Source organism: Bartonella sp. TT121SHDZB, assembly GCF_042193415.1.
GTDB lineage: Bacteria > Pseudomonadota > Alphaproteobacteria > Rhizobiales > Rhizobiaceae > Bartonella.
This window is the reverse complement of the sequence record NZ_JBHILR010000004.1, coordinates 75,243-95,520: the sequence shown is the minus strand read 5'-3', so window position 1 is coordinate 95,520 and position 20,278 is coordinate 75,243. Positions and strand designations below refer to the sequence as shown.

The 20,278-nt window shown below is 41.4% G+C and carries 16 protein-coding genes and 1 other RNA gene; all 17 read left to right on the top strand.

The window, feature by feature from the left end; translation table 11 throughout:
• The first annotated feature begins 13 nt into the window (after positions 1-13).
• The 17 genes from rnpB to lpxC all read left to right on the top strand — a co-directional run bounded on the left by rnpB (position 14) and on the right by lpxC (position 20,255).
• An RNA gene (gene rnpB, locus ACFIKI_RS03790) (RNase P RNA component class A) lies at positions 14-401 on the top strand.
• Positions 402-665: 264 nt separating this feature from the next.
• On the top strand, positions 666-1,664 hold the full coding sequence (gene rsmH, locus ACFIKI_RS03785; protein ID WP_375665742.1) for a 16S rRNA (cytosine(1402)-N(4))-methyltransferase RsmH: 999 nt from the start codon (positions 666-668) through the stop codon (positions 1,662-1,664).
• Positions 1,661-2,065, top strand: coding sequence for a hypothetical protein (locus ACFIKI_RS03780; protein WP_375623393.1), 405 nt, complete (start codon positions 1,661-1,663; stop codon positions 2,063-2,065). The genes rsmH and ACFIKI_RS03780 overlap by 4 nt, the downstream gene beginning before the upstream one ends.
• Positions 2,065-3,807 carry a peptidoglycan D,D-transpeptidase FtsI family protein gene (locus ACFIKI_RS03775; RefSeq protein ID WP_375623391.1) on the top strand — a complete coding sequence of 581 codons (1,743 nt, stop codon included), beginning with the start codon at positions 2,065-2,067 and terminating at the stop codon, positions 3,805-3,807. Before ACFIKI_RS03780 ends, ACFIKI_RS03775 begins: the two co-directional genes overlap by 1 nt.
• A gap of 23 nt (positions 3,808-3,830) precedes the next feature.
• Positions 3,831-5,282, top strand: coding sequence for a UDP-N-acetylmuramoyl-L-alanyl-D-glutamate--2,6-diaminopimelate ligase (locus ACFIKI_RS03770; RefSeq protein WP_375665741.1), 1,452 nt, complete (start codon positions 3,831-3,833; stop codon positions 5,280-5,282).
• Positions 5,279-6,700, top strand: coding sequence for a UDP-N-acetylmuramoyl-tripeptide--D-alanyl-D-alanine ligase (gene murF / locus ACFIKI_RS03765; protein WP_375665740.1), 1,422 nt, complete (start codon positions 5,279-5,281; stop codon positions 6,698-6,700). The genes ACFIKI_RS03770 and murF overlap by 4 nt, the downstream gene beginning before the upstream one ends.
• Before the next feature lie 22 nt (positions 6,701-6,722).
• The gene (gene mraY, locus ACFIKI_RS03760) at positions 6,723-7,793 is read left to right on the top strand and encodes a phospho-N-acetylmuramoyl-pentapeptide-transferase (protein WP_375623385.1); all 1,071 of its coding nucleotides are present in this window, start codon (positions 6,723-6,725) and stop codon (positions 7,791-7,793) included.
• A gap of 4 nt (positions 7,794-7,797) precedes the next feature.
• Positions 7,798-9,192, top strand: coding sequence for a UDP-N-acetylmuramoyl-L-alanine--D-glutamate ligase (gene murD / locus ACFIKI_RS03755; RefSeq protein WP_375665739.1), 1,395 nt, complete (start codon positions 7,798-7,800; stop codon positions 9,190-9,192).
• A gap of 142 nt (positions 9,193-9,334) precedes the next feature.
• Positions 9,335-10,489 carry an FtsW/RodA/SpoVE family cell cycle protein gene (locus tag ACFIKI_RS03750; RefSeq protein WP_375665738.1) on the top strand — a complete coding sequence of 385 codons (1,155 nt, stop codon included), beginning with the start codon at positions 9,335-9,337 and terminating at the stop codon, positions 10,487-10,489.
• The gene (murG, locus tag ACFIKI_RS03745) at positions 10,482-11,618 is read left to right on the top strand and encodes an undecaprenyldiphospho-muramoylpentapeptide beta-N-acetylglucosaminyltransferase (protein WP_375665737.1); all 1,137 of its coding nucleotides are present in this window, start codon (positions 10,482-10,484) and stop codon (positions 11,616-11,618) included. Before ACFIKI_RS03750 ends, murG begins: the two co-directional genes overlap by 8 nt.
• Positions 11,602-13,029 (top strand): UDP-N-acetylmuramate--L-alanine ligase, encoded by a 1,428-nt coding sequence (gene murC, locus ACFIKI_RS03740; protein ID WP_375665736.1) that lies wholly within the window; start codon positions 11,602-11,604, stop codon positions 13,027-13,029. The genes murG and murC overlap by 17 nt, the downstream gene beginning before the upstream one ends.
• Positions 13,007-13,984: a UDP-N-acetylmuramate dehydrogenase gene (gene murB / locus ACFIKI_RS03735; RefSeq protein WP_375665735.1), complete on the top strand. Its 978-nt coding sequence runs from the start codon at positions 13,007-13,009 to the stop codon at positions 13,982-13,984. Before murC ends, murB begins: the two co-directional genes overlap by 23 nt.
• Before the next feature lie 238 nt (positions 13,985-14,222).
• The gene (locus ACFIKI_RS03730; protein ID WP_375665734.1) at positions 14,223-15,143 is read left to right on the top strand and encodes a D-alanine--D-alanine ligase; all 921 of its coding nucleotides are present in this window, start codon (positions 14,223-14,225) and stop codon (positions 15,141-15,143) included.
• Positions 15,131-16,042, top strand: a complete 912-nt coding sequence (locus ACFIKI_RS03725) for a cell division protein FtsQ/DivIB (protein WP_375665805.1) — start codon at positions 15,131-15,133, stop codon at positions 16,040-16,042. Before ACFIKI_RS03730 ends, ACFIKI_RS03725 begins: the two co-directional genes overlap by 13 nt.
• Positions 16,039-17,334 carry a cell division protein FtsA gene (ftsA, locus tag ACFIKI_RS03720; RefSeq protein ID WP_375665732.1) on the top strand — a complete coding sequence of 432 codons (1,296 nt, stop codon included), beginning with the start codon at positions 16,039-16,041 and terminating at the stop codon, positions 17,332-17,334. The genes ACFIKI_RS03725 and ftsA overlap by 4 nt, the downstream gene beginning before the upstream one ends.
• A gap of 63 nt (positions 17,335-17,397) precedes the next feature.
• Positions 17,398-19,170, top strand: a complete 1,773-nt coding sequence (ftsZ, locus tag ACFIKI_RS03715) for a cell division protein FtsZ (protein WP_375623369.1) — start codon at positions 17,398-17,400, stop codon at positions 19,168-19,170.
• Between the two features lie 212 nt (positions 19,171-19,382).
• Positions 19,383-20,255 (top strand): UDP-3-O-acyl-N-acetylglucosamine deacetylase, encoded by an 873-nt coding sequence (lpxC, locus tag ACFIKI_RS03710; protein ID WP_375665731.1) that lies wholly within the window; start codon positions 19,383-19,385, stop codon positions 20,253-20,255.
• Positions 20,256-20,278: the final 23 nt, after the last annotated feature.

Below are 20,278 nucleotides of genomic sequence, written 5' to 3'. Positions count from 1 at the left end.
TAAACCTAGGATGTCAGTCGGCTGGGCAGCCGCGCTTGTCCAATGCTGAAATGCGGCAGGTGAGGAAAGTCCGGGCTCCATGGAAAAACGGTGCCGGGTAACACCCGGCAGGGGTGACCCTAGGGAAAGTGCCACAGAAAGTAAACCGCCTATTTTTATAGGTAAGGGTGAAAGGGTGGAGTAAGAGCCCACCGCGCATTCAGTAATGAATGTGGCAAGGTAAACCCCACCGGGAGCAAGACCAAATAGAAATGACGTGCAATTAATTTGCAGCCGATTTCCGGGCGAGTCATTCGGGTAGGTTGCACGAGGCGGATGGTAACATCCGTCCCAGATGAATGGTTGCCATGTAAAGTGTAAGCTTTACTATACAGAACCCGGCTTATAGGCCGACTGATATTTCATGATTATACGCGGTATTTTATAAGATCGATTCCATATGTGCTTTCATGGAGTCGGTGTGTTTGAAATGTATCTTTGAACAAAGAATATTAAAAAAAAATTATAACATTTCTTTAAGCATAATGCGTTAGGATGCGTATCGGGATAACTTTAGCTTTTTGTTCATTGTGATTGATGTGAAAGTTGAAGGTTGAGTTATTCTGATATTAATTACCATGAGAGAGCTGTTGATTTGAAACAGCATAACTTCAAGACGGATTATTTTGATAAAGCAGGATCAAAGAGCTGAACGCCATATTCCAGTGTTGTTGCAGCCAGTTTTGGCTGGGCTTATGCCATTGGTTGGAGCAAAAGTGATTGATGGCACCTTTGGTGCTGGTGGTTATACGCGCGCTTTATTAAAGGCAGGGGCACAGGTGATTGCTCTTGATCGTGATCCTTATGCTATTAGTGCGGGACAATCGCTTGTTGATGAATTTTTTCCACGCCTTCGTTTGGTACACATGACATTTTCACAGCTCGATCGTGTCGTTGAAGAGAAGGTGGATGCGGTTATTTTGGATATTGGTGTCTCTTCAATGCAGCTTGATGAAGCAGAAAGAGGCTTTTCTTTTCAAAAAGATGGTCCCTTAGATATGCGAATGGCTCAGATTGGTTTTACAGCCAGTGATGTTGTCAATCATTTAAAGGCAAGGGATTTAGCGCGTATTTTTAAGATATTAGGAGAAGAGCGTTATGCGGGACGAATTGCACGGATGATTGAAAAGCGTCGTGTTGTTCAGCCTTTTTTACGTACGGGTGATTTGGCGTATGCTATCGAAGCGTTGGTAGGGCGTAAGCCGGGAGAGCGTATTCATCCTGCAACACGTGTATTTCAGGCTCTTCGTATCTATGTTAATGATGAAATTGGTGAATTGGCGCGTGGTTTATTTGCTGCTGAACGCGTTTTAAAAGCTGGAGGCCGTTTGGGGGTTGTCAGTTTTCATTCTCTTGAAGATCGTATGGTCAAAAGATTTTTTTCGGCTCGTGGTGGAGAATGTGGGAGATCACGCTATTTGCCTGAAATAAAGGCTGCTCCAGCAACATTTTTTCCGTTGTTTAAAGGTGGGATAACGGCAACCAAAGAGGAGTTACAAAAAAACCCTCGTTCACGTTCTGCGCGGTTGCGTATTGGTGTACGGACTGAGGCAGAGGCTCTTGCAGAAGATATGAAATTATTTGGTTTAGCAGAGATTGTCAGTTTTGAAGGCAGCAAGAAATGACAGTTTTTCGTACATTTGATATGATTTTAGTGATGATTATGATTTGTATGGCAGGTCTTACTTATAAGGTAAAATATGATGTTCAAAAACGAATGAACGAAATTCGTCATCTTGAGCATGAAATTGCTGCAGCAAAAAATACGGTGAGTTTGCTTCATGCTGAGTGGGCTGTGATGATCAAGCCTTCGCGCATGCAAAAACTTGCGAAACGTTATCAAAAAGAACTTGGATTAGAAGTTATACAGCCGCGTCAAATCGTAGAATTGAAGGACATTCCGGTACGGGTACATGATCCAATTGAAGAATTGATTAAACAAAATATTTTGGAAGATAATCAAGATATTTTGGCAAATCGGCGAGATTTTCAGATGAATGGTGTTGTCCAAAAAGGCGTGCAGTGATGAAGTCGACTTTTTTATTCTTACAGAAGAAAAAGCACTTTAAGAATTCGTTGAATAATCATAATGTTTCTGTTCGTCGTTCCTATTCCAGTCGTCCACGTTTGCTTTTTTCGTTGTTCTGCTTTTTAATTTTATATGGCATCATGGTGGCTTGCCTTATTTCTTATGGGTTGGAAGGTGGACAGATTGAAGAAGCAAAGGGGCCAGGAGTTCTTCAATTGATGGCACGGCCTGATATTGTTGATCGTAATGGTCGTTTATTGGCAACAGATATTAAAACTTATTCACTTTTTGCTGAGCCACGACGTATTATTGATGTGGATGAAACAATTGAATTGCTCTCAACAGTTTTGCCTGATCTTAATTGGCAGGAAACCTATAAGCGCTTAAAAAGAAAATCTGGTTTTTCTTGGATACAGCGTGGGTTAACACCAATGCAGAAGACACAAATTATGGCCCTTGGTATTCCAGGAATTGGTTTTCGGACTGAAATTCGTCGTTTTTATCCCGATGGACCTGTAACTTCCCATATTCTCGGCATGGTGAATGTTGATAATCAAGGCATTGCAGGTATGGAAAAATATATTGATGATGCGGGTTTGAGTGCTCTGCGTGCTGCTGGTCTTGCCATGGAAGAATCATTAAAACAAGTTCAGCTTTCGATTGATGTGCGACTTCAGGCAATTGTCCATGATGAACTTATTGAGGCTATGAAGCGTTATAAGGCAATTGCTGCAGGAGCTGTTATTTTAAATATACATACGGGAGAAGTTTTGGCTTTGGCATCACTACCAGATTTTGATCCTGGAAACCCTATTGAAGCTTTAAAAAGTGATCGTCTCAATCGGATGACGGCCGGAACATTTGAAATGGGATCGATTATTAAAAGTTTTACGACCGCCATGGCACTTGATTCCAATATTTTTCATTTAAACAGTATTATTGATGCTTCAAAGCCAATAAAGGCAAGTAGTGGATATATGATTCATGATTTTCACGGAAAAAATCGTCCCTTAACGTTATGGGAGGTTTTTGTTTATTCTTCCAATATTGGTTCTGCTAAAGAGGCATTGGCGATAGGGATTGATAAACATCGTGATTTTTTGCAAAAACTTGGGTTACTGGATCGACTCGTAACAGAGTTGCCTGAAGTTGCTCATCCTATTGTGCCACATCATTGGAAGGAGATCCATTCTATGACAATTTCTTTTGGGCATGGTATGGCAACAACACCTTTGCAAACAGCCGTTGCGGCGGCGGCTTTAATGAATGGTGGTTGGTTAATTCCACCGACATTTTTAAAACGTACAAAAGAACAAACTTTGCACCATGCAAAACGGGTTTTGCAAGCTAAAACAAGCCAAAATATGCGTTACCTTTATCAATTAAATAGTGATATTGGTTCTGGACGTAATGCAAAAGTAGAAGGCTATCGTGTAGGTGGTAAAACAGGAACTGCTGAGAAAGTTGAAAATGGAAAATATTCTAAAACAAAAAATTTCAATAGTTTTCTAGCTGCTTTTCCTATTGATGATCCTGCCTATGTTATTTTAACAATTATCGATGAACCAAAGCCAGAGGAGGGAACACGTTCAGCAACAGCGGCAATGAATGCTGGACCAATGCTTGCTAATATTGTTCGTCGCACGGCTAGTCTTCTTGGTGTAAAACCAGATTTTAAAAAAGAATATGAGCCTCTTTTAAGTAAAAAGAGCCATTCAAGTTTCGTTAAACAACGGTAAAATGAATATAAAGGTGCATCGTTATGTTGTTTGGAACAGTTTTTACAGAATGTCTTGAAGATCAGAATCTTTCCGCAATGAAAATAACAGGAATTAGTGCCGATTCTCGACAAGTTTTGCCAGGCTATGTTTTTGTCGCTGTTCAAGGAAAAAAAAGTGATGGAAGACACTATATAAATGATGCGATAAAGCGTGGCGCACGAGCAATCGTTACAGATTGTCATGCTGTTCTTGAGGATTTATCTGTTCCCATTTTACGTGTTTCTAATGTTCGTCATAGTTTAGCGTTGGCAGCTGCACGTTTTTACGGTTCTCAGCCTGAAACGGTCGTTGCTGTAACTGGTACAAGTGGTAAAACATCTGTTGTCTCTTTTCTTCGGCAAATTTGGACTCATGTTGGATTTTGTGCTGCGAGTATAGGAACAGTTGGTGTTGTTTCTCCTAAACGGAATGTTTATGGTTCTCTCACAACACCTGATCCGGTCGTTTTGCAACGGTTACTTTCTGAAATTTCTCATGAAGGTGTGACTCATGCAGCTCTTGAAGCTTCTTCGCATGGGCTTGATCAAAGACGTCTTGATGGAGTCCGTTTAACGGCTGGTGCCTTTACCAATTTAGGGCGAGATCACATGGACTATCACAGGTGTGTGGAGGATTATTTGCGGGCTAAAATGAGGTTGTTTGATACACTTTTGCCTGAATCTGCTCCTGCTTTGATTTTTGCTGATGATGTCTATTCACAAAAGGTTATTGATGTTGTTACACAAGCGTGCCGCCGTGTCTTGACAATTGGTCGTAAGGGGCAATTTATCACGATTAATCGTGTTGAACATCAACGCTTAAAACAGTGTATTGAATGTCGTGTGGAAAACAATATCTATACATTTGATTTGCCTTTAGCTGGAGATTTTCAGGTAGCCAATGCGCTGATGGCAGCGGGGTTAGCAATTGCAACGGGTGCTTCACCTCGTAAGGTTTTTTCTGCCCTTGAAACTTTGCAGGGGGCACCTGGGCGGTTAGAGTTTGTGGGAAAGACAGAAAATAATGCGCCTGTTTATATTGATTATGCCCATAAACCAGAAGCTTTGGAGCAGGTTTTGCTTTCTGTTCGTCCTTTTACGCAAGGGCGTTTGGTTGTTGTTTTTGGTTGTGGAGGAGATCGTGATCAAGGAAAAAGACCTTTGATGGGCAAAATTGCAGCGGATAAAGCGGATATTGTTATTGTAACGGATGATAATCCTCGCACAGAAATGCCAGAAAAAATACGCAAGGATATTTTACAGGCTGTGCCAACAGCAATAGAGATAGCAGATCGCGGTGAGGCTATTTCTTATGCGGTGGAACTTTTGAAAGCTGGTGATACACTTATCATTGCTGGGAAAGGTCATGAGGATGGCCAAATTATAGGGCAGACAACTTATCCTTTTTCAGATCGTCTGAAAGCGATAGAAGCTCTAGAGGACCGAAAGAGATGACAGCTTTATGGAATAAGCAAGAACTTGTTGCTGCAGTTAATGGTGTTGTAATGGGAAGTCTGCCAGAAACTTTTTCTGGGGTTTCCATTGATAGTCGTACTCTTGCGGAAGGTGATGTTTTTTTCTGCATTAAGGGGAATCATCTTGATGGTCATGATTTTGCTGCGCAAGCTTATGCACGAGGTGCAGGCGTTCTTATCGTTGCGGAACACCGTTTGAGAGATATGGAAAAGATAGCTGCTCCACTCATCGTTGTTCCTGATGTTTTGCAAGCTTTAGAAAAACTTGCACAAGCAGCACGCAAACGTTCAAGAGCTAAGATTATCGCGGTAACAGGATCAGTGGGAAAAACAACGACAAAAGAAGCTTTGAAACAAGCACTTGCAACGGCTGGGAATGTTCATGCGAATCTCGCTTCTTTAAACAATTGTTGGGGGGTTCCACTCACTTTAGCGCGGATGCCTATGGAGAGTGATTATGGTATTTTTGAAATTGGCATGAATCATAAAGATGAAATTCGCCCTCTGGTCAAACTGGTTTGTCCGCATATTGTTCTCATTACACATATTTGTGCAGGACATATGGGTTTTTTCAAAGATCTTGAAGAAATAGCAGAGGCAAAAGCTGAAATTTTTGAAGGATTGGATGAGGAAGGCATTGCCATTTTAAATGCGGATAGTGATTTTTTTTCTTATCTCGTTCAAAAAGCAAAGAAATGCGGTGTAAAAAAGATCTTAAGCTTTGGTGAGACTAAAGATGCTGATTATCAAGCGCATGATATACGTCTTCTAACCGATAGTTCTTCTATGATTGTGCGTATGGGGGGGCAGGATAGGGAGGTCCAAATTGGTGCTCCTGGGCGCCATATTGTGCAAAATAGTTTAGGGATTATTGCTGCTTGTGATGCTATGGGGGTTGAGTTAGAGCCTGTTTTTCTTTCTTTTCGCCATTTTTCTTCTCAAAAGGGGCGAGGTGTTCGTTATCGACTGTCTTTATCAAATGGGGGTGAATTTTATCTCATTGATGAAAGCTATAATGCAAATCCTGCTTCTATGCGTGCTGCACTTGAGCTTCTTGCTACAGGACCTGTAGGGAAAGGGGGACGGCGAATTGCTATTTTAGGAGATATGCTAGAGTTAGGGGAGTATAGTGAAAAGCTTCACCGTGATTTAATAAAACCAATACGTCTTTCTGGTGCTAATCCGGTTTTTCTATTTGGTGAGGCGATGAAATCTTTAGTCAGTGATTTGTCTGCTGGTGTTAAGGTTCATTATGCTGAAAATATTGAGAAAATTTTATCGCTTCTTTTAGCAGAAATTTCTTCTGGGGATCTGCTTATGGTTAAATCATCCAATAGCCTTTGTTCATCAAATATTGTGACTGCATTGCTTGATCGCTATAAAGCGGTTTCTTCATAGTTTTAAGAGGTTTTTTTATTCCATGATGCTATTTTTTTCTTCGTTTAGTGATTGGCTTCCAGGTGTGAATGTATTTCGTTATATTACTTTTCGCACGATAGCGGCTATGCTTACTTCGGGGCTTATCGTCTTTTTGTTTGGACCTAGCATCATTGCTTCTCTTAAATTGCGGCAGGGTAAGGGGCAACCGATTCGTGCTGATGGTCCTCAAACACATTTTAAAAAGGCTGGAACACCTACAATGGGTGGATTGATGATTTTAACCGGCATTGTGGTATCGGCATTTTTATGGGGTAATTTATCGAATATTTACTTTTGGGTATCGCTATTGGTTATGCTTTCTTTTGGGGGAATTGGATTTTATGACGATTATCTTAAGGTCACAAAACAAACAGACAAAGGATTTTCTGGGAAAGCACGGTTAAGCTTGGAGTTTTGTGTTGCGGCCATTGCGGCTTTTGCCATTCTGCAAATTGGCTCATCTGGATTAGCTTTGCCTTTTTTAAAAGATTACTTGATCAATTTGGGCTGGTTTTTTATTCCTTTTTCTGCTTTTGTCATTGTTGCGACGGGTAATGCGGTTAATTTGACGGATGGACTTGATGGGCTTGCTATCGTTCCTGTGATGGTTGCAGCCTTATCTTTTGCTCTGATCGCTTATCTTTCTGGTAATATGAATTTTGCTGATTATCTCCAAATCCATTATGTATCGGGAACAGGTGAACTGGCTGTTTTATTGGGAGCTGTTGTTGGGGCCGGGCTTGGCTTTTTGTGGTTTAATGCACCACCAGCTGCTATTTTTATGGGAGATACTGGTTCGTTGGCTCTTGGAGGACTCTTGGGGACTGTTGCGGTCGCTACGAAGCACGAAATTGTTTTGGCTCTTATTGGTGGGCTTTTTGTTGTGGAAGCTTTTTCGGTCGTTATTCAGGTTGGTTATTTCAAATTAACAAGAAAACGCGTGTTTCTTATGGCACCGATACATCATCATTTTGAGAAAAAAGGCTGGACTGAAAGCCAAGTGGTGATACGCTTTTGGATTATTTCAATTGTTCTTGCTCTTATTGGTCTTTCAACACTTAAATTACGGTGAGATTTTGATTTCTGTTGCGTGTTATAAAGGTCAAAAAGTTGCTCTGTTTGGATTAGGGACGTCGGGATTGGCGGCGGCACAAGCATTGATCAGTGGCGGTGCGGAAGTGGTGGCGTGGGATGATAATCCTATGAGTGTGCAAGCAGCTTTTCGGCAAAATATTCCAACAAGAGACCTTCACGATGAGGACTGGTCAGAATTTGTTGCATTGATTGTAGCTCCTGGAGTTTCTTTAAATTATCCTCAACCCCATTGGGTTGTTGAAAAAGCACGAAAAAAAAATATAGAAATTATCGGTGATATTGAGTTGTTTGTTCGTGCGCGCCATCATTTTTTACAGCATTATGGTTTGTGTGACCAAGATGTTCCTTTCATTGCAATTACGGGGACGAATGGGAAGTCAACCACAACATCTTTACTTGCGCATTTGTTGGAAAAAATGGGCTATGATGTGCAGATGGGGGGAAATATTGGAAAGGCAATATTGACGCTTAAGCCCTTTGTTAAAAAACGTATCTATGTGATTGAATGTTCATCGTTTCAAATTGATCTTACTCCCTCTCTTCAGCCGACCATTGGACTTTTATTAAATCTCACACCTGATCATATTGATCGACATGGAAGTTTTGCTTGTTATGTGCAAACCAAAAGGCAGCTGGTTGCTCAGGCTTCACAGGCTTTTATTTCCGTTGATGATGCAGCTTGTCGGGTTTTATATCAACAGTTACTTGATGAGGGGAAGCAAATTGAGGCAATTTCCAAAGATCATTCTGTTGAAAATGGTTTTTATGCAGAGGAAACGAAACTCTTTTCTGTTCGTCAAGGACAGCGCCATATGCTTGCAGATCTCGCGTCTATGGATGCTTTGCGCGGAAGTCATAATGCGCAAAACGCTCTTATGGCATTGGCAACGTTGCAGGCTTTAAAAATAACCAATCCCTCTATGAACAAGCATTTAGCAAGTTATAAAGGGTTGGATCATCGTATGCAGCAAGTGCGTAAAATGGGGGCAGTTTTGTTTATCAATGACAGCAAGGCGACTAATGCAGATGCAACAGCTCCTGCGCTTTCCACCTTTAATGATATTTTTTGGATTGTTGGGGGACAGGCAAAAAAGGGAGGGATAGAGTCTCTTAAAGAATTTTTTCCTAAAATTCGTAAAGCCTATTTGATTGGGAGCGCGGCAGAAGAATTTGCTCGCACTATTGGATCTGCTTTTCCCTTTTCTATGAGCTTAACTTTGAAAAATGCGGTGTGTGAAGCAGCTGTTGATGCAATAGGTTGTAAGGCAAAAGAGGTGACGGTTCTTTTGTCTCCTGCTTGTGCAAGTTATGACCAATTTAAAAATTATGAAGAACGGGGCGAAGCATTTGTCTCTTTTGTGATGCAGTTACAATAAAAAGCATCAGTTATAAAAAAATATTTTTGCGTTAAGACTCCAGAATCTTTTTTTATGTAATTTAGTTTTTAAAGTGTTTGTTAAACAGGCGGGGGAACCATATCACTTTGAAACAATTTATAAAACGGATAAGGCAGATATCATGGTTACGCGCGCAGATAGAGATCCAATTGCTAATTGGTGGTGGACGATTGATCGCTCTATCTTTGCAGCTTGTTTAATTTTAATGGGGATCGGCATTATGCTGTCTTTTGCTGCCAGCCCCACGATTGCAAAAAAAATCGGAATTGCTGATAGTTTTTATTTTGTTCGGTGGCATATCATTTTCAGCATTTTAGCATTTTTTACGATGGTGACCATTTCTTTTTTTTCAATTCCTAATATTCGTCGTTTATGTGCTCTTTTGCTTATTGTAACGCTTGCTCTTATGGTTGCAACCTTATTTTGGGGTCCAGAATTAAAGGGAGCACGGCGATGGATTGTGCTCTTTGGTTTTTCTGTACAGGCTTCAGAGTTTATGAAGCCAGCTTTTGTGGTTATGTCCGCTTGGCTTTTTTCCGAACAGATACAGCGGAGGGGAATGCTGGGATACACGTTAGCGATTGTACTTTATGCCATTTGTTGTGTGCTTCTGGTTTTGCAGCCTGATATTGGACAAACACTTTTAATAAGTACAACATGGGGGGGGCTGTTTTTTATTGCTGGTGTGCCTCTTACAATTATTTTTCTCTTTCTCATTTTAGGCGCTGTAGGAATTATTTTAGCTTATCTTTTTCTGCATCATGTGCGCGAGCGTATCAATGGTTTTTTGACAGGTGAAGGAGATACCTTTCAAGTGGATGTAGGACGTGAGGCTATTTTGAATGGTGGTTGGTTTGGGCAAGGTCCTGGGGAGGGAACAGTAAAACATATCATTCCTGATAGCCATACAGATTTTGTATTTTCCGTTGCTGCTGAAGAATATGGTATTATTCTTTGTTTGTTCATTATGATGCTTTTTGGCTTTATCGTTATGCGTTCATTGTATATCGCCATGAATACACGTGATTCCTTTATACGTCTTGGTATTGCTGGCATAGCAATGATGATTGGCTTTCAATCCGCTATTAATATGGCCGTTAATCTTCACTTAATTCCCCCCAAAGGCATGACATTGCCTTTTATTTCTTATGGTGGTTCATCTATGGTGGCGATTGCCTTTTCAATGGGCATTTTGCTCAGTTTAACACGTCGTTGGCCAGAAGCGCGCCTTTCAGCTTTTTCTTCCTCTTCTGTCTTGGATACTCCTTATGAATGATAAAAAAGTTATTGTTTTGGTGGCTGGTGGTACAGGTGGACATCTTTTTCCTGCTGAAGCCCTTTCTGTTGAATTAAGGAAGCGTGGATATGATGTTCATTTAATAACAGATGAAAGAGCACGACCTTTTGTTCGGTGCTTTGATGAAGAGCATATTCATATCGTTTCATCGGCAACATTTACACGACGCCATCCTTTTGCTCTGATAAAGACGTTTTGGTCTTTGCTAAGGGGTATGGGGCAATCGTTGGCGTTGTTTTATAAATTACGTCCTGTTCTTGTTGGAGGATTTGGGGGTTATCCGAGCTTTCCTCCTCTTTTTATTGCGGCTTTAACGAGGCGTGTGACATTTATTCATGAACAAAATGCTGTTATGGGGCGTGCCAATCGGATGTTGGCAATTTTTGTGCGTGCAATCGCTGGTGGTTTGTTGTCGCCAAATGGCGCTTATGCTCATAAAATACTTTTGACGGGGAATCCTGTCCGTGAGGCTGTGTTGAAGGCGGCCAAAATTCCTTATCATTCTTCAGAGGGGGAAAAGCCATTTAATTTTTTGGTTTTTGGTGGTAGTCAAGGGGCTTCTGCTTTTTCACATATTGTTCCAGAAGCCATTGCTTTACTCGATGATAAAAACCGTAAACGTTTACGAATTGTGCAGCAAGTTCGGGGTGACGCTGGAGGATTGATCAAAACCTATCATGATATGGGCGTACAAGCAGAGGTTGCTCCTTTCTTTGATGATATGGCTGAACGTATGGCACGTTCTCATTTTATTTTGTCGCGCGCTGGGGCTTCATCCGTTTGTGAGATAGCGGTGATTGGTAGACCTGCTTTGCTTGTTCCCTATCCCCATGCTTTAGATCATGATCAGGCTGCCAATGCAGCTCTGCTTGCTCGTGTGGGGGGAGCGCAAATTATATCAGAAAAAGATTTAAATGCACAAAAGCTTTCTTCTCTTTTAATGCACGCTTGTTGTGCGCCCCATTTATTAGAAAAACAAGCGCTTGCTGCAAAAAAAGTTGGGCAACCCCATGCAACCCGTTGCCTTGCTGATATGGCTGAATCCTTAATTGCAGGGCGATTGTTGTCAGATATAAAAGAGGAGCTTTTTAATGAAAATGCCACTTGATATAGGCGTTATCCATTTTATCGGAATCGGGGGAATCGGTATGAGTGGAATTGCGGAGGTTTTTTATAATCTTGGCTATAAAGTTCAAGGGTCAGATCAAGTTGAAAGTGCAAATGTTGAACGTTTGCGGAAAAAAGGAATTAACGTTCATATAGGTCATTGTGCTGAAAACTTAGGGAATGCAGAGGTTGTCGTTTTTTCTACTGCCGTTAAAAAAACAAATCCTGAGTATATTGCAGCAAAGGAAAGACATTTGCCGCTTGTCAGACGTGCAGAAATGCTGGCGGAGCTCATGCGATTTCGGCGTGCAATTGCGGTGGGTGGTACACATGGTAAAACAACAACCACATCAATGGTCGCAGCCCTTCTTGATGCTGGTCATTTTGATCCAGTGGTGATTAATGGCGGTATTATTAATGCTTATGGGACGAATTCTCGTACAGGAGATGGCGATTGGATGATTGTTGAAGCTGATGAAAGTGATGGTACATTTTTAAAGCTGCCTGCTGATATTGCTGTTGTTACCAATATTGACGCTGAGCATTTGGATCATTATGGAAATTTTGATGCTGTGCGTGAGGCTTTTCGGCAATTCGTAGAAAATGTTCCCTTTTATGGTTTTGCTGTTTTGTGCGTTGATCATCCAGAGGTTCAGTCTTTGGCGAGCCGTATTGATGATCGTTGGGTGATCACTTATGGTGCAAATCCACAAGCGGATGTTCGTTTTCTTAATCTTTCGATGGATGGTCAAAAAACATATTTTGATGTTCTTGTTCGCTCACGCAAAACAGGAAGAAAGATTGAGTTGAAAAATTTGCTTTTGCCCATGGCAGGGCAGCATAATGTTGCCAATGCAACGGCGGCGATTGCTATTGCGCATGAACTTGGCATTTCAAATGAAGCTATAAAAAGGGGCTTAGCAGAATTTGGCGGAGTAAAACGGCGTTTTACGCGAACAGGAAGTTGGCGTGGCATTGAAATATTTGATGATTATGGACATCATCCTGTCGAAATAAAAGCTGTTTTGCGTGCAGCCCGTGAGAGTGCAAAAGGACGTGTTATTGCGATTGCACAACCCCATCGGTATTCACGACTGTATCATTTATTTGATGATTTTGCTACTTGTTTTAATGATGCCGATACAGTGTTGGTTACGCCCGTTTATGCGGCTGGTGAAGAGCCTATTGTAGGGTTTGGTTCTCAAGAATTGGTAGAGCATATTAAAATGGCGGGTCATCGTGATGTGCGCTTGATACATGGTTTGGAAGATGTTGTGTCTCTTATCTCAAAATTTGCTCAGGCAGGGGATTATGTTGTTTTTCTTGGTGCTGGCAATATCACACAATGGGCTTGTGCGTTGCCTCATCAGTTAGTGATATTGGATGGTCATGATAAATTTTCAGCACATTGATGGTGAGGTGCTATTGGCGCAATTGCAACCATTGTTGGGTGGTGTGAGAGGAAAACTTACACCTAATGTTGAGATGCGTAAGGTAACGTGGTTTCGCACGGGCGGATTGGCAGAGCTTTTTTATCAGCCTGTTGATGAAGAAGATTTGGCGCTCTTTCTTCAAAATTTGCCTGAATTTGTTCCTATCACAATTGTCGGTATCGGTTCTAATCTTCTGGTGCGTGATGGGGGGGTTCCTGGTGTTGTGATTCGTCTTTCGCCAAAAAGTTTTGGGCAAGTGCAGCAGGTTTCTCCAAAAGGCTTTTTAGTTGGTGCTGGTGCGGCGGATAAACATTTAGCTGCTGCTGCTTTAGAAGCTGAGATTGCAGGTTTTCATTTTTATTATGGCATTCCTGGAGGTCTTGGAGGAGCTCTCAAAATGAACGCGGGTGCAAATGGTGTTGAAACTGCAGCGCGTGTTGTTGAGGTTTATGCGTTGGATCGTAAAGGGCAACGTCATATCTTGAGTGTGAAAGATATGCGTTATTCCTATCGCCATTGTGATATTCCTGAAGGTTTTATTTTTACTGCTGCTTTATTGGAAGGGGAGCCTGGTAATAAAGATGATATTCGTGCTGCTATGGATGAAGTTGCCCTCCATAGGGAAACAGTGCAACCTATTCGTGAAAAGACCGGTGGATCAACTTTTAGAAATCCTGAGAATGGATCTGCGTGGCGCGTGATTGATGAAGCAGGGTGTCGTGGTTTACGGATTGGTGGCGCTCAAATGAGTGAAATGCACTGTAATTTTATGATTAATACAGGGCAAGCAACAGGATATGATCTTGAAGCATTGGGAGAAACAGTGCGTGCGCGTGTTTTTGCACATTCAGCCCACCTTTTACAATGGGAAATAGAGCGTATTGGTCAATTTGAACGTGGTCGAAGTGTTTCTCCTTTTGATCCATTTCATTGATTTATTGTTCACTAAAAAGTGAAAATAAAAAATTGAGTCATTTCAAAGAGATAATAAAAAATTTCTATTAAGAATCAATAAATTAACAAAGAATCTCTTGCATCAGGCTTTTGAGTCTGATTCATTATGAAAAATGCTAGGTTATTGATTCGCAAGAATAAACTTTGTTTTTTTCTGTATGTGGTGCTGATGTATTCTATATAGACTACATATAGTATGCAAAAGAGGGTGATGTATTATGAAAAATAAACATATAGCTGTATTAATGGGAGGTTTTTCTTCTGAACGGTCTGTAAGTTTATCTTCAGGGGCGGCTTGTGCTGATGTTTTAGAGGCGCAGGGGTATCGCGTGAGCCGCGTAGATGTTGACACTCATATTGCTTCTGTTCTTGAACAGTTGCGGCCCGATATTGCCTTCAATGCATTGCATGGTCCATTTGGTGAAGATGGACGGATTCAGGGGATTCTTGAATATTTAAAAATTCCTTATACCCATTCTGGCGTGATGGCATCTGCTTTGGCAATGGATAAGGGACGTGCAAAAATTATCGTTGCAAGTGTTGGTGTTTGTGTTGCGCCTTCTCGTATCATGAGCCGCTTTGCTATTGGGCAAGCACATCCTATGGAGCCGCCTTATGTGATTAAACCTGTGTGTGAAGGATCAAGTTTTGGTGTTGTCGTTGTACAGGGAAATGAATCTGCGCCGCCGCATAATATTGGGGGAGCTGAGTGGGGGTATGCCGATGAAGTGATGATTGAAAAATATATTCCTGGTCGTGAGTTGACTTGTGCTGTTTTGGGGAATGAAGTGCTGGATGTGTGTGAAATTCTTCCCGATAAACACTTTCCATTCTACGATTATGACTCAAAATATAAAACGGGTGGTTCTCTTCATATTTGTCCAGCACAACTTTCACTAAATATTTACCAAAGTGTGCAAAGAATGTCTTTAGCAGCCCATCAGGCGATAGGGTGTCGAGGTGTTAGCCGTTCTGATTTTCGTTTTGATGAAAAAACAGGAGAATTGGTTTGGCTTGAAATTAATACGCAACCCGGTATGACACCAACATCTCTTCTGCCTGATATTGCAAAAGTGAGCGGTCGTACTTATGGCGATATTGTTCAATGGATAGTGGAGGACGCATCATGTATGCGTTGAGTATTAATAAAACGAATATTCCGATGGAGGTGCTTTCAGTGCCGGCTTTGCCACGTCTTTATCGTCGTTTTCTTCGGTTTATGTTTGAGTTTGTTTTTGTCAATATTCATATTCCACGCCATTTTGGTTCTTTTGCTGTTGTATGGTTTTTCTTTGTTACGGCTTTTTATGGATTTTCATCCAGTGGTCAGATGGAAGTGATCGTAAAAACAATAATATCGGATATTGGTTTTGTGGTCGTGGATGTCGATATAAGTGGTAATAAACGCTTGGCAAAGCAAGATATTGTGAAAATTTTAGAACTTGATGTTGCCCCCTCTATATTCACTTTTGATGTTGAAAGAGCACGTGCCCTTTTGGAAAAACAGCCTTGGATTCAATCAGCTAATGTTCAGAAGATTTATCCTAATAGAATGCGCATTTCCATCGTGGAACGTGAACCTTATGCTATTTGGCAACATGAGGGCATGGTCGATATTGTTGATAATACAGGTCGTGTCATTGTACCTTTTAAAGGGAAATTTGTTCGGAATTTGCCGCTTGTGGTTGGGCAGGGTGCACAAAATGCTGCTAAAGTGTTTATTCAAGCGCTGTCAGTTTATCCGGAAATATATAATCGTGTTCGTGCTTTCGTGCGGGTAGGTGATCGGCGTTGGGATCTTGTTTTGGATAACGGAGTGTGCGTTATGTTGCCTGAAAGTGGTGCACTTGAAAGGCTTTCCTCTCTTGTTTTGTCTGGTACAATGCAAGATCTTTTATCTCGCGATATTCTCAGTGTTGATTTACGTCTTGCTGATCGAATTACTGTTTCTTTATCAGATGAAACGTTGGAGCGTTATCATGCTACTGTAGCAGAAGAAGAACGTATCTTAAAAGCGCGAAAGGCAGGAAGCCTATGATGCTATCACATCATTTGAGGGGGCGTAAAACACGTTTTTTAACGGTTCTTGATGTCGGTTCAAGTAAGATTGTTTGTCTTATTGCTTGTTTGCGTCCTTTGAAGCATGCGCACTATTTACATGGTCGTACACATTCTATGGAAATTCTAGGTTTTGGAGTGCAGCGTTCACGCGGTATTAAATCTGGTGTTGTGATGGATATGTTTGCAGCAGAGCAATCAATACGCTTGGCTGTTGATGCGGCAGAAAAAATGGCTGGTTTGGTGGTGGATTCAGTCATTGTGAATTTTTCCTCAAGTCGATTACAAAGTGCTTTGATTAATGGAATGGTCCATTTGAATGGTCGTGAAGTCACCAAGCGTGATATGCGTATGGCTTTTTCAGATGTTTCGCGTAAAGCTTTTGATGCTGAACGTCATGTTATGCATTCAGTTCCAGTTTCTTATGTATTGGATGGAGATAAAGGAATTTCTGATCCTATTGGCATGGCAGGGGAAACATTTGGTGTCGATGTGCATGTGGTAACAGCGGAAACGGCATCTTTGCGTAATTTAGAAACTTGTATTAATCGTGCACATTTGAGTGTTGAAGCAATGGTTGCTACTCCCTTTGCAAGTGGTCTTGCTGTCTTGATGAATGATGAGGCGCATTTAGGGGCTGCATGTATTGATTTTGGTGGTGGAACAACAACATTTTCAGTGTTTTTTGAGGGAAAATTTATTCATGCGGATGCTCTTGCTGTTGGGGGACATCATGTCACTCTTGATGTTGCGCGCGGATTTTCTATGTCTTTAACAGAGGCGGAACGTTTAAAAGTTGTTTATGGTTCAGCACTTTTAACAAGTGCTGATGAGCGGCAAATGATTAATGTAGCAGAAATTGGGAGTGAACAGCGTGAAACTCAATATCCTCGCGCGGTTCTTGGGCGTGTCATTCGTGCGCGTGTTGAAGAAATTTTAGAGATGGTCCGTGATTGTTTAAATCGTTCTGGTTTTGGTCACATCATTGGTAAACGTGTTATTTTGACGGGGGGAGCAAGCCAGTTAACAGGATTGCCAGAAATGGCACGTACTATATTAGGAAGAAATGTTCGTATCGGGCGGCCTTTAGGTATTTCGAGGCTTCCTTCTCTTGCAAAAGGGGCGGCGTTTACATCTGCTGTTGGATTGTTAATTTATCCGCAATTGGTGGGTTTTGAAGAAAAAACAATGCAGGCGGCAGGAAATCATTTATCGATGGGCACGCGTGGGTATTTTCAGCGTGTTGGTCAGTGGTTGCGTGAGAGTTTTTAGTTAAGTCTAGTTGGATAAATTTCATCGCTTTGGCTTGCGGTGTCTTATGAGAAGGAAAAGAAAATGACGATTAATCTGCATCGGCCAGATATCGCGGAATTGAAGCCACGCATTACCGTTTTTGGTGTTGGAGGTGGTGGCGGGAATGCCGTGAATAATATGATAAATGCTGGTCTTCAGGGAGTTGACTTTGTTGTTGCAAATACGGATGCACAGGCTTTGGCTATGTCAAAGGCTGAACGTGTTATCCAACTTGGGGCAGCAGTGACAGAAGGTTTGGGTGCTGGTGCTTTACCGGAAGTTGGACAAGCGGCGGCGGAGGAATGTATTGATGAAATTATTGATCATCTTGCAGACTCTCATATGGTTTTTATTACTGCTGGTATGGGAGGGGGAACTGGAACAGGGGCTGCTCCCGTTGTTGCTCGCGCGGCGCGTGAAAAAGGTATTTTGACTGTTGGTGTTGTGACAAAGCCGTTTCAGTTTGAAGGCGCACGTCGCATGAAAACGGCAGAGGCTGGTATTGAAGAATTACAAAAGTCTGTCGATACATTGATTGTTATTCCCAATCAAAATCTTTTCCGTATTGCAAATGATAAGACAACATTTGCTGATGCTTTTGCTATGGCTGACCAAGTGCTTTATTCTGGTGTTGCTTCCATTACGGATTTGATGATCAAAGAGGGTTTGATTAACCTTGATTTTGCTGATGTTCGTTCTGTTATGCACGAAATGGGTCGAGCCATGATGGGAACGGGTGAGGCATCTGGTGAAGGGCGTGCTTTGGCTGCTGCTGAAGCTGCTATCGCAAACCCATTGCTGGATGATACCTCTATGCGTGGGGCACGTGGTTTACTGATTTCTATTACAGGTGGTCGTGATATGACTCTCTTTGAGGTTGATGAAGCTGCTAATCGTATTCGTGAAGAAGTGGACGCTGATGCGAATGTGATTTTTGGCGCTATTGATGACGAGTCATTGGAAGGTGTTATTCGTGTTTCTGTGGTTGCGACCGGTATTGATCGTGAAGTTAGTGATGTGGTTCAGTCCTCTCATCCTCAGATTCAAAGGCCTGCTTCTTCAATACGCAAGAGCGATCCTGGAACGTCACACAGTTCTTTTCATGTTCAGTCATCGCCTCTGCGTTCTGAGTCAATGGTAGAAGTGATTGAATCACTTGAAATAGAAAAGGGTAAAACAACCGGAGAACAGTTCCGTCCCAAAAGTCAAATTTTTGCACATCCTGTAGAAGCAATGACGACACGAAATGCGACGAATGCTGTTGCGTATGGTTCAAATGCTGTTCAGGAACAGAAATTAAATGTGCCTCGTATGCAAGTAAGCCGTGGTTCTCAACAGGCGATGACGGCTCCCGTGAGTATGGAGGCAACAGCGCATGTTCTTGATGAGATGACAGGGGTTGTGAAGCAAACAGAAAAGCCAGTGCAACCAAAACAAATGCAACAGATGCAAGCGCGCGCTCCAATGCGTATGCCTGAGTTAAAGGATTTTCCTCCTGTTGCTCATGGACAAAGTCAAAGAACATTTGTGACTGATCAAGGTCCTCGTAATCTTTGGCAGCGTTTGAAACAGAGTTTGACACATCGTGAAGAAGCTGAGCCAGAAGCGAGGCTGGAACCTGCTGTTAGATCGTCTCAGCAGAAAGAGTCTCATGTTTACAATAAAAATTCTCAGGCGCTTTCTCAAGATGCTTCTGTGTATGTTCCACGTCGTTCTGGTGAGCTGCACCCTCAGGTACCACAAGATCAGCGTACTTTTATAAGTGAAGAAGATCAGTTGGAAATACCAGCATTTTTACGTCGTCAAGCAAATTAATTGATGAAAAATGAGGTAAAGTAAGAAATTTTATTGTTTCTTTAATGATCAGTCAAAAATTATACAGTAAATATATTGCTGTTTTTTGGATAAAATACTTTGTTTTAAAAAAACCGCTTATAATGAGCGGTTTTTTTTATTATTTACTATGAATATTTTTTATAATTTTATAAATTTTGTTAAAAGATGTACAAGCAATTTAATAAAATGATATGATGAATTTGGTACCAAAATATCAGTCTACTCTTAAAAAAGCAGTAACATTTAAGGGGATTGGCGTTCACAGTGGCTGTTTGTCAGTGGTAAAGGTTTATCCAGCGGATGTTGGATGTGGTATTGTTTTTAAGCGTTGTGGATTAGACGGAACCGAGAAAATATTTCAAGCCCATGCATCGCAAACAGGAAAAACTGAATTATCAACAGTACTTGGAGATGGAGATGTAAGGGTTGAAACAATTGAACATTTGATGGCAGCAATTGCTGCTTATAATTTGGATAATCTTATTATTGAAGTGTCACATAATGAGATTCCTGTTTTGGATGGTTCAGCGTGGCTATATTGCCAAGCTTTTGAAGAAGTTGGTATTGTACAGCAAAATGCGTTGCGTTCTTATTTCATTATAAAAAAGCCGGTGCGTGTTGAAGGAGCTCATGGTGTTGCAGAGCTTTTGCCATTCGATGGACGTCGTTTTGATATAACGATCTCTTTTCCTTCTTTTGCTATTGGTAAGCAACATTTCAGTTTTGATCTTACCACACAAGGGTTTCGAGATGAATTGTCACGGGCACGCACTTTTGGTTTTATCAAAGACGTGGAAAAATTAAGGCTTTCTGGAAAGGCGAGAGGTGCTTCTTTGGAAAATTCTCTTGTTATCGACCTTAATGATAAAATTTTAAATCCCGATGGTCCTTATTGGGAGAATGAATGTGTTCGGCACAAGATGCTTGATGCGATTGGTGATACTGCTTTGCTTGGGGCACCTTTTATTGGATTATTTCGTTCTTATTGTAGTGGACATAGAATTAATGCGCAATTGGTGAAGGCTGTTTTGGCAAACGAATCATATTATGAAAAAGCTTTTTAGAGAAAGAATAAAAGGAAATTGAC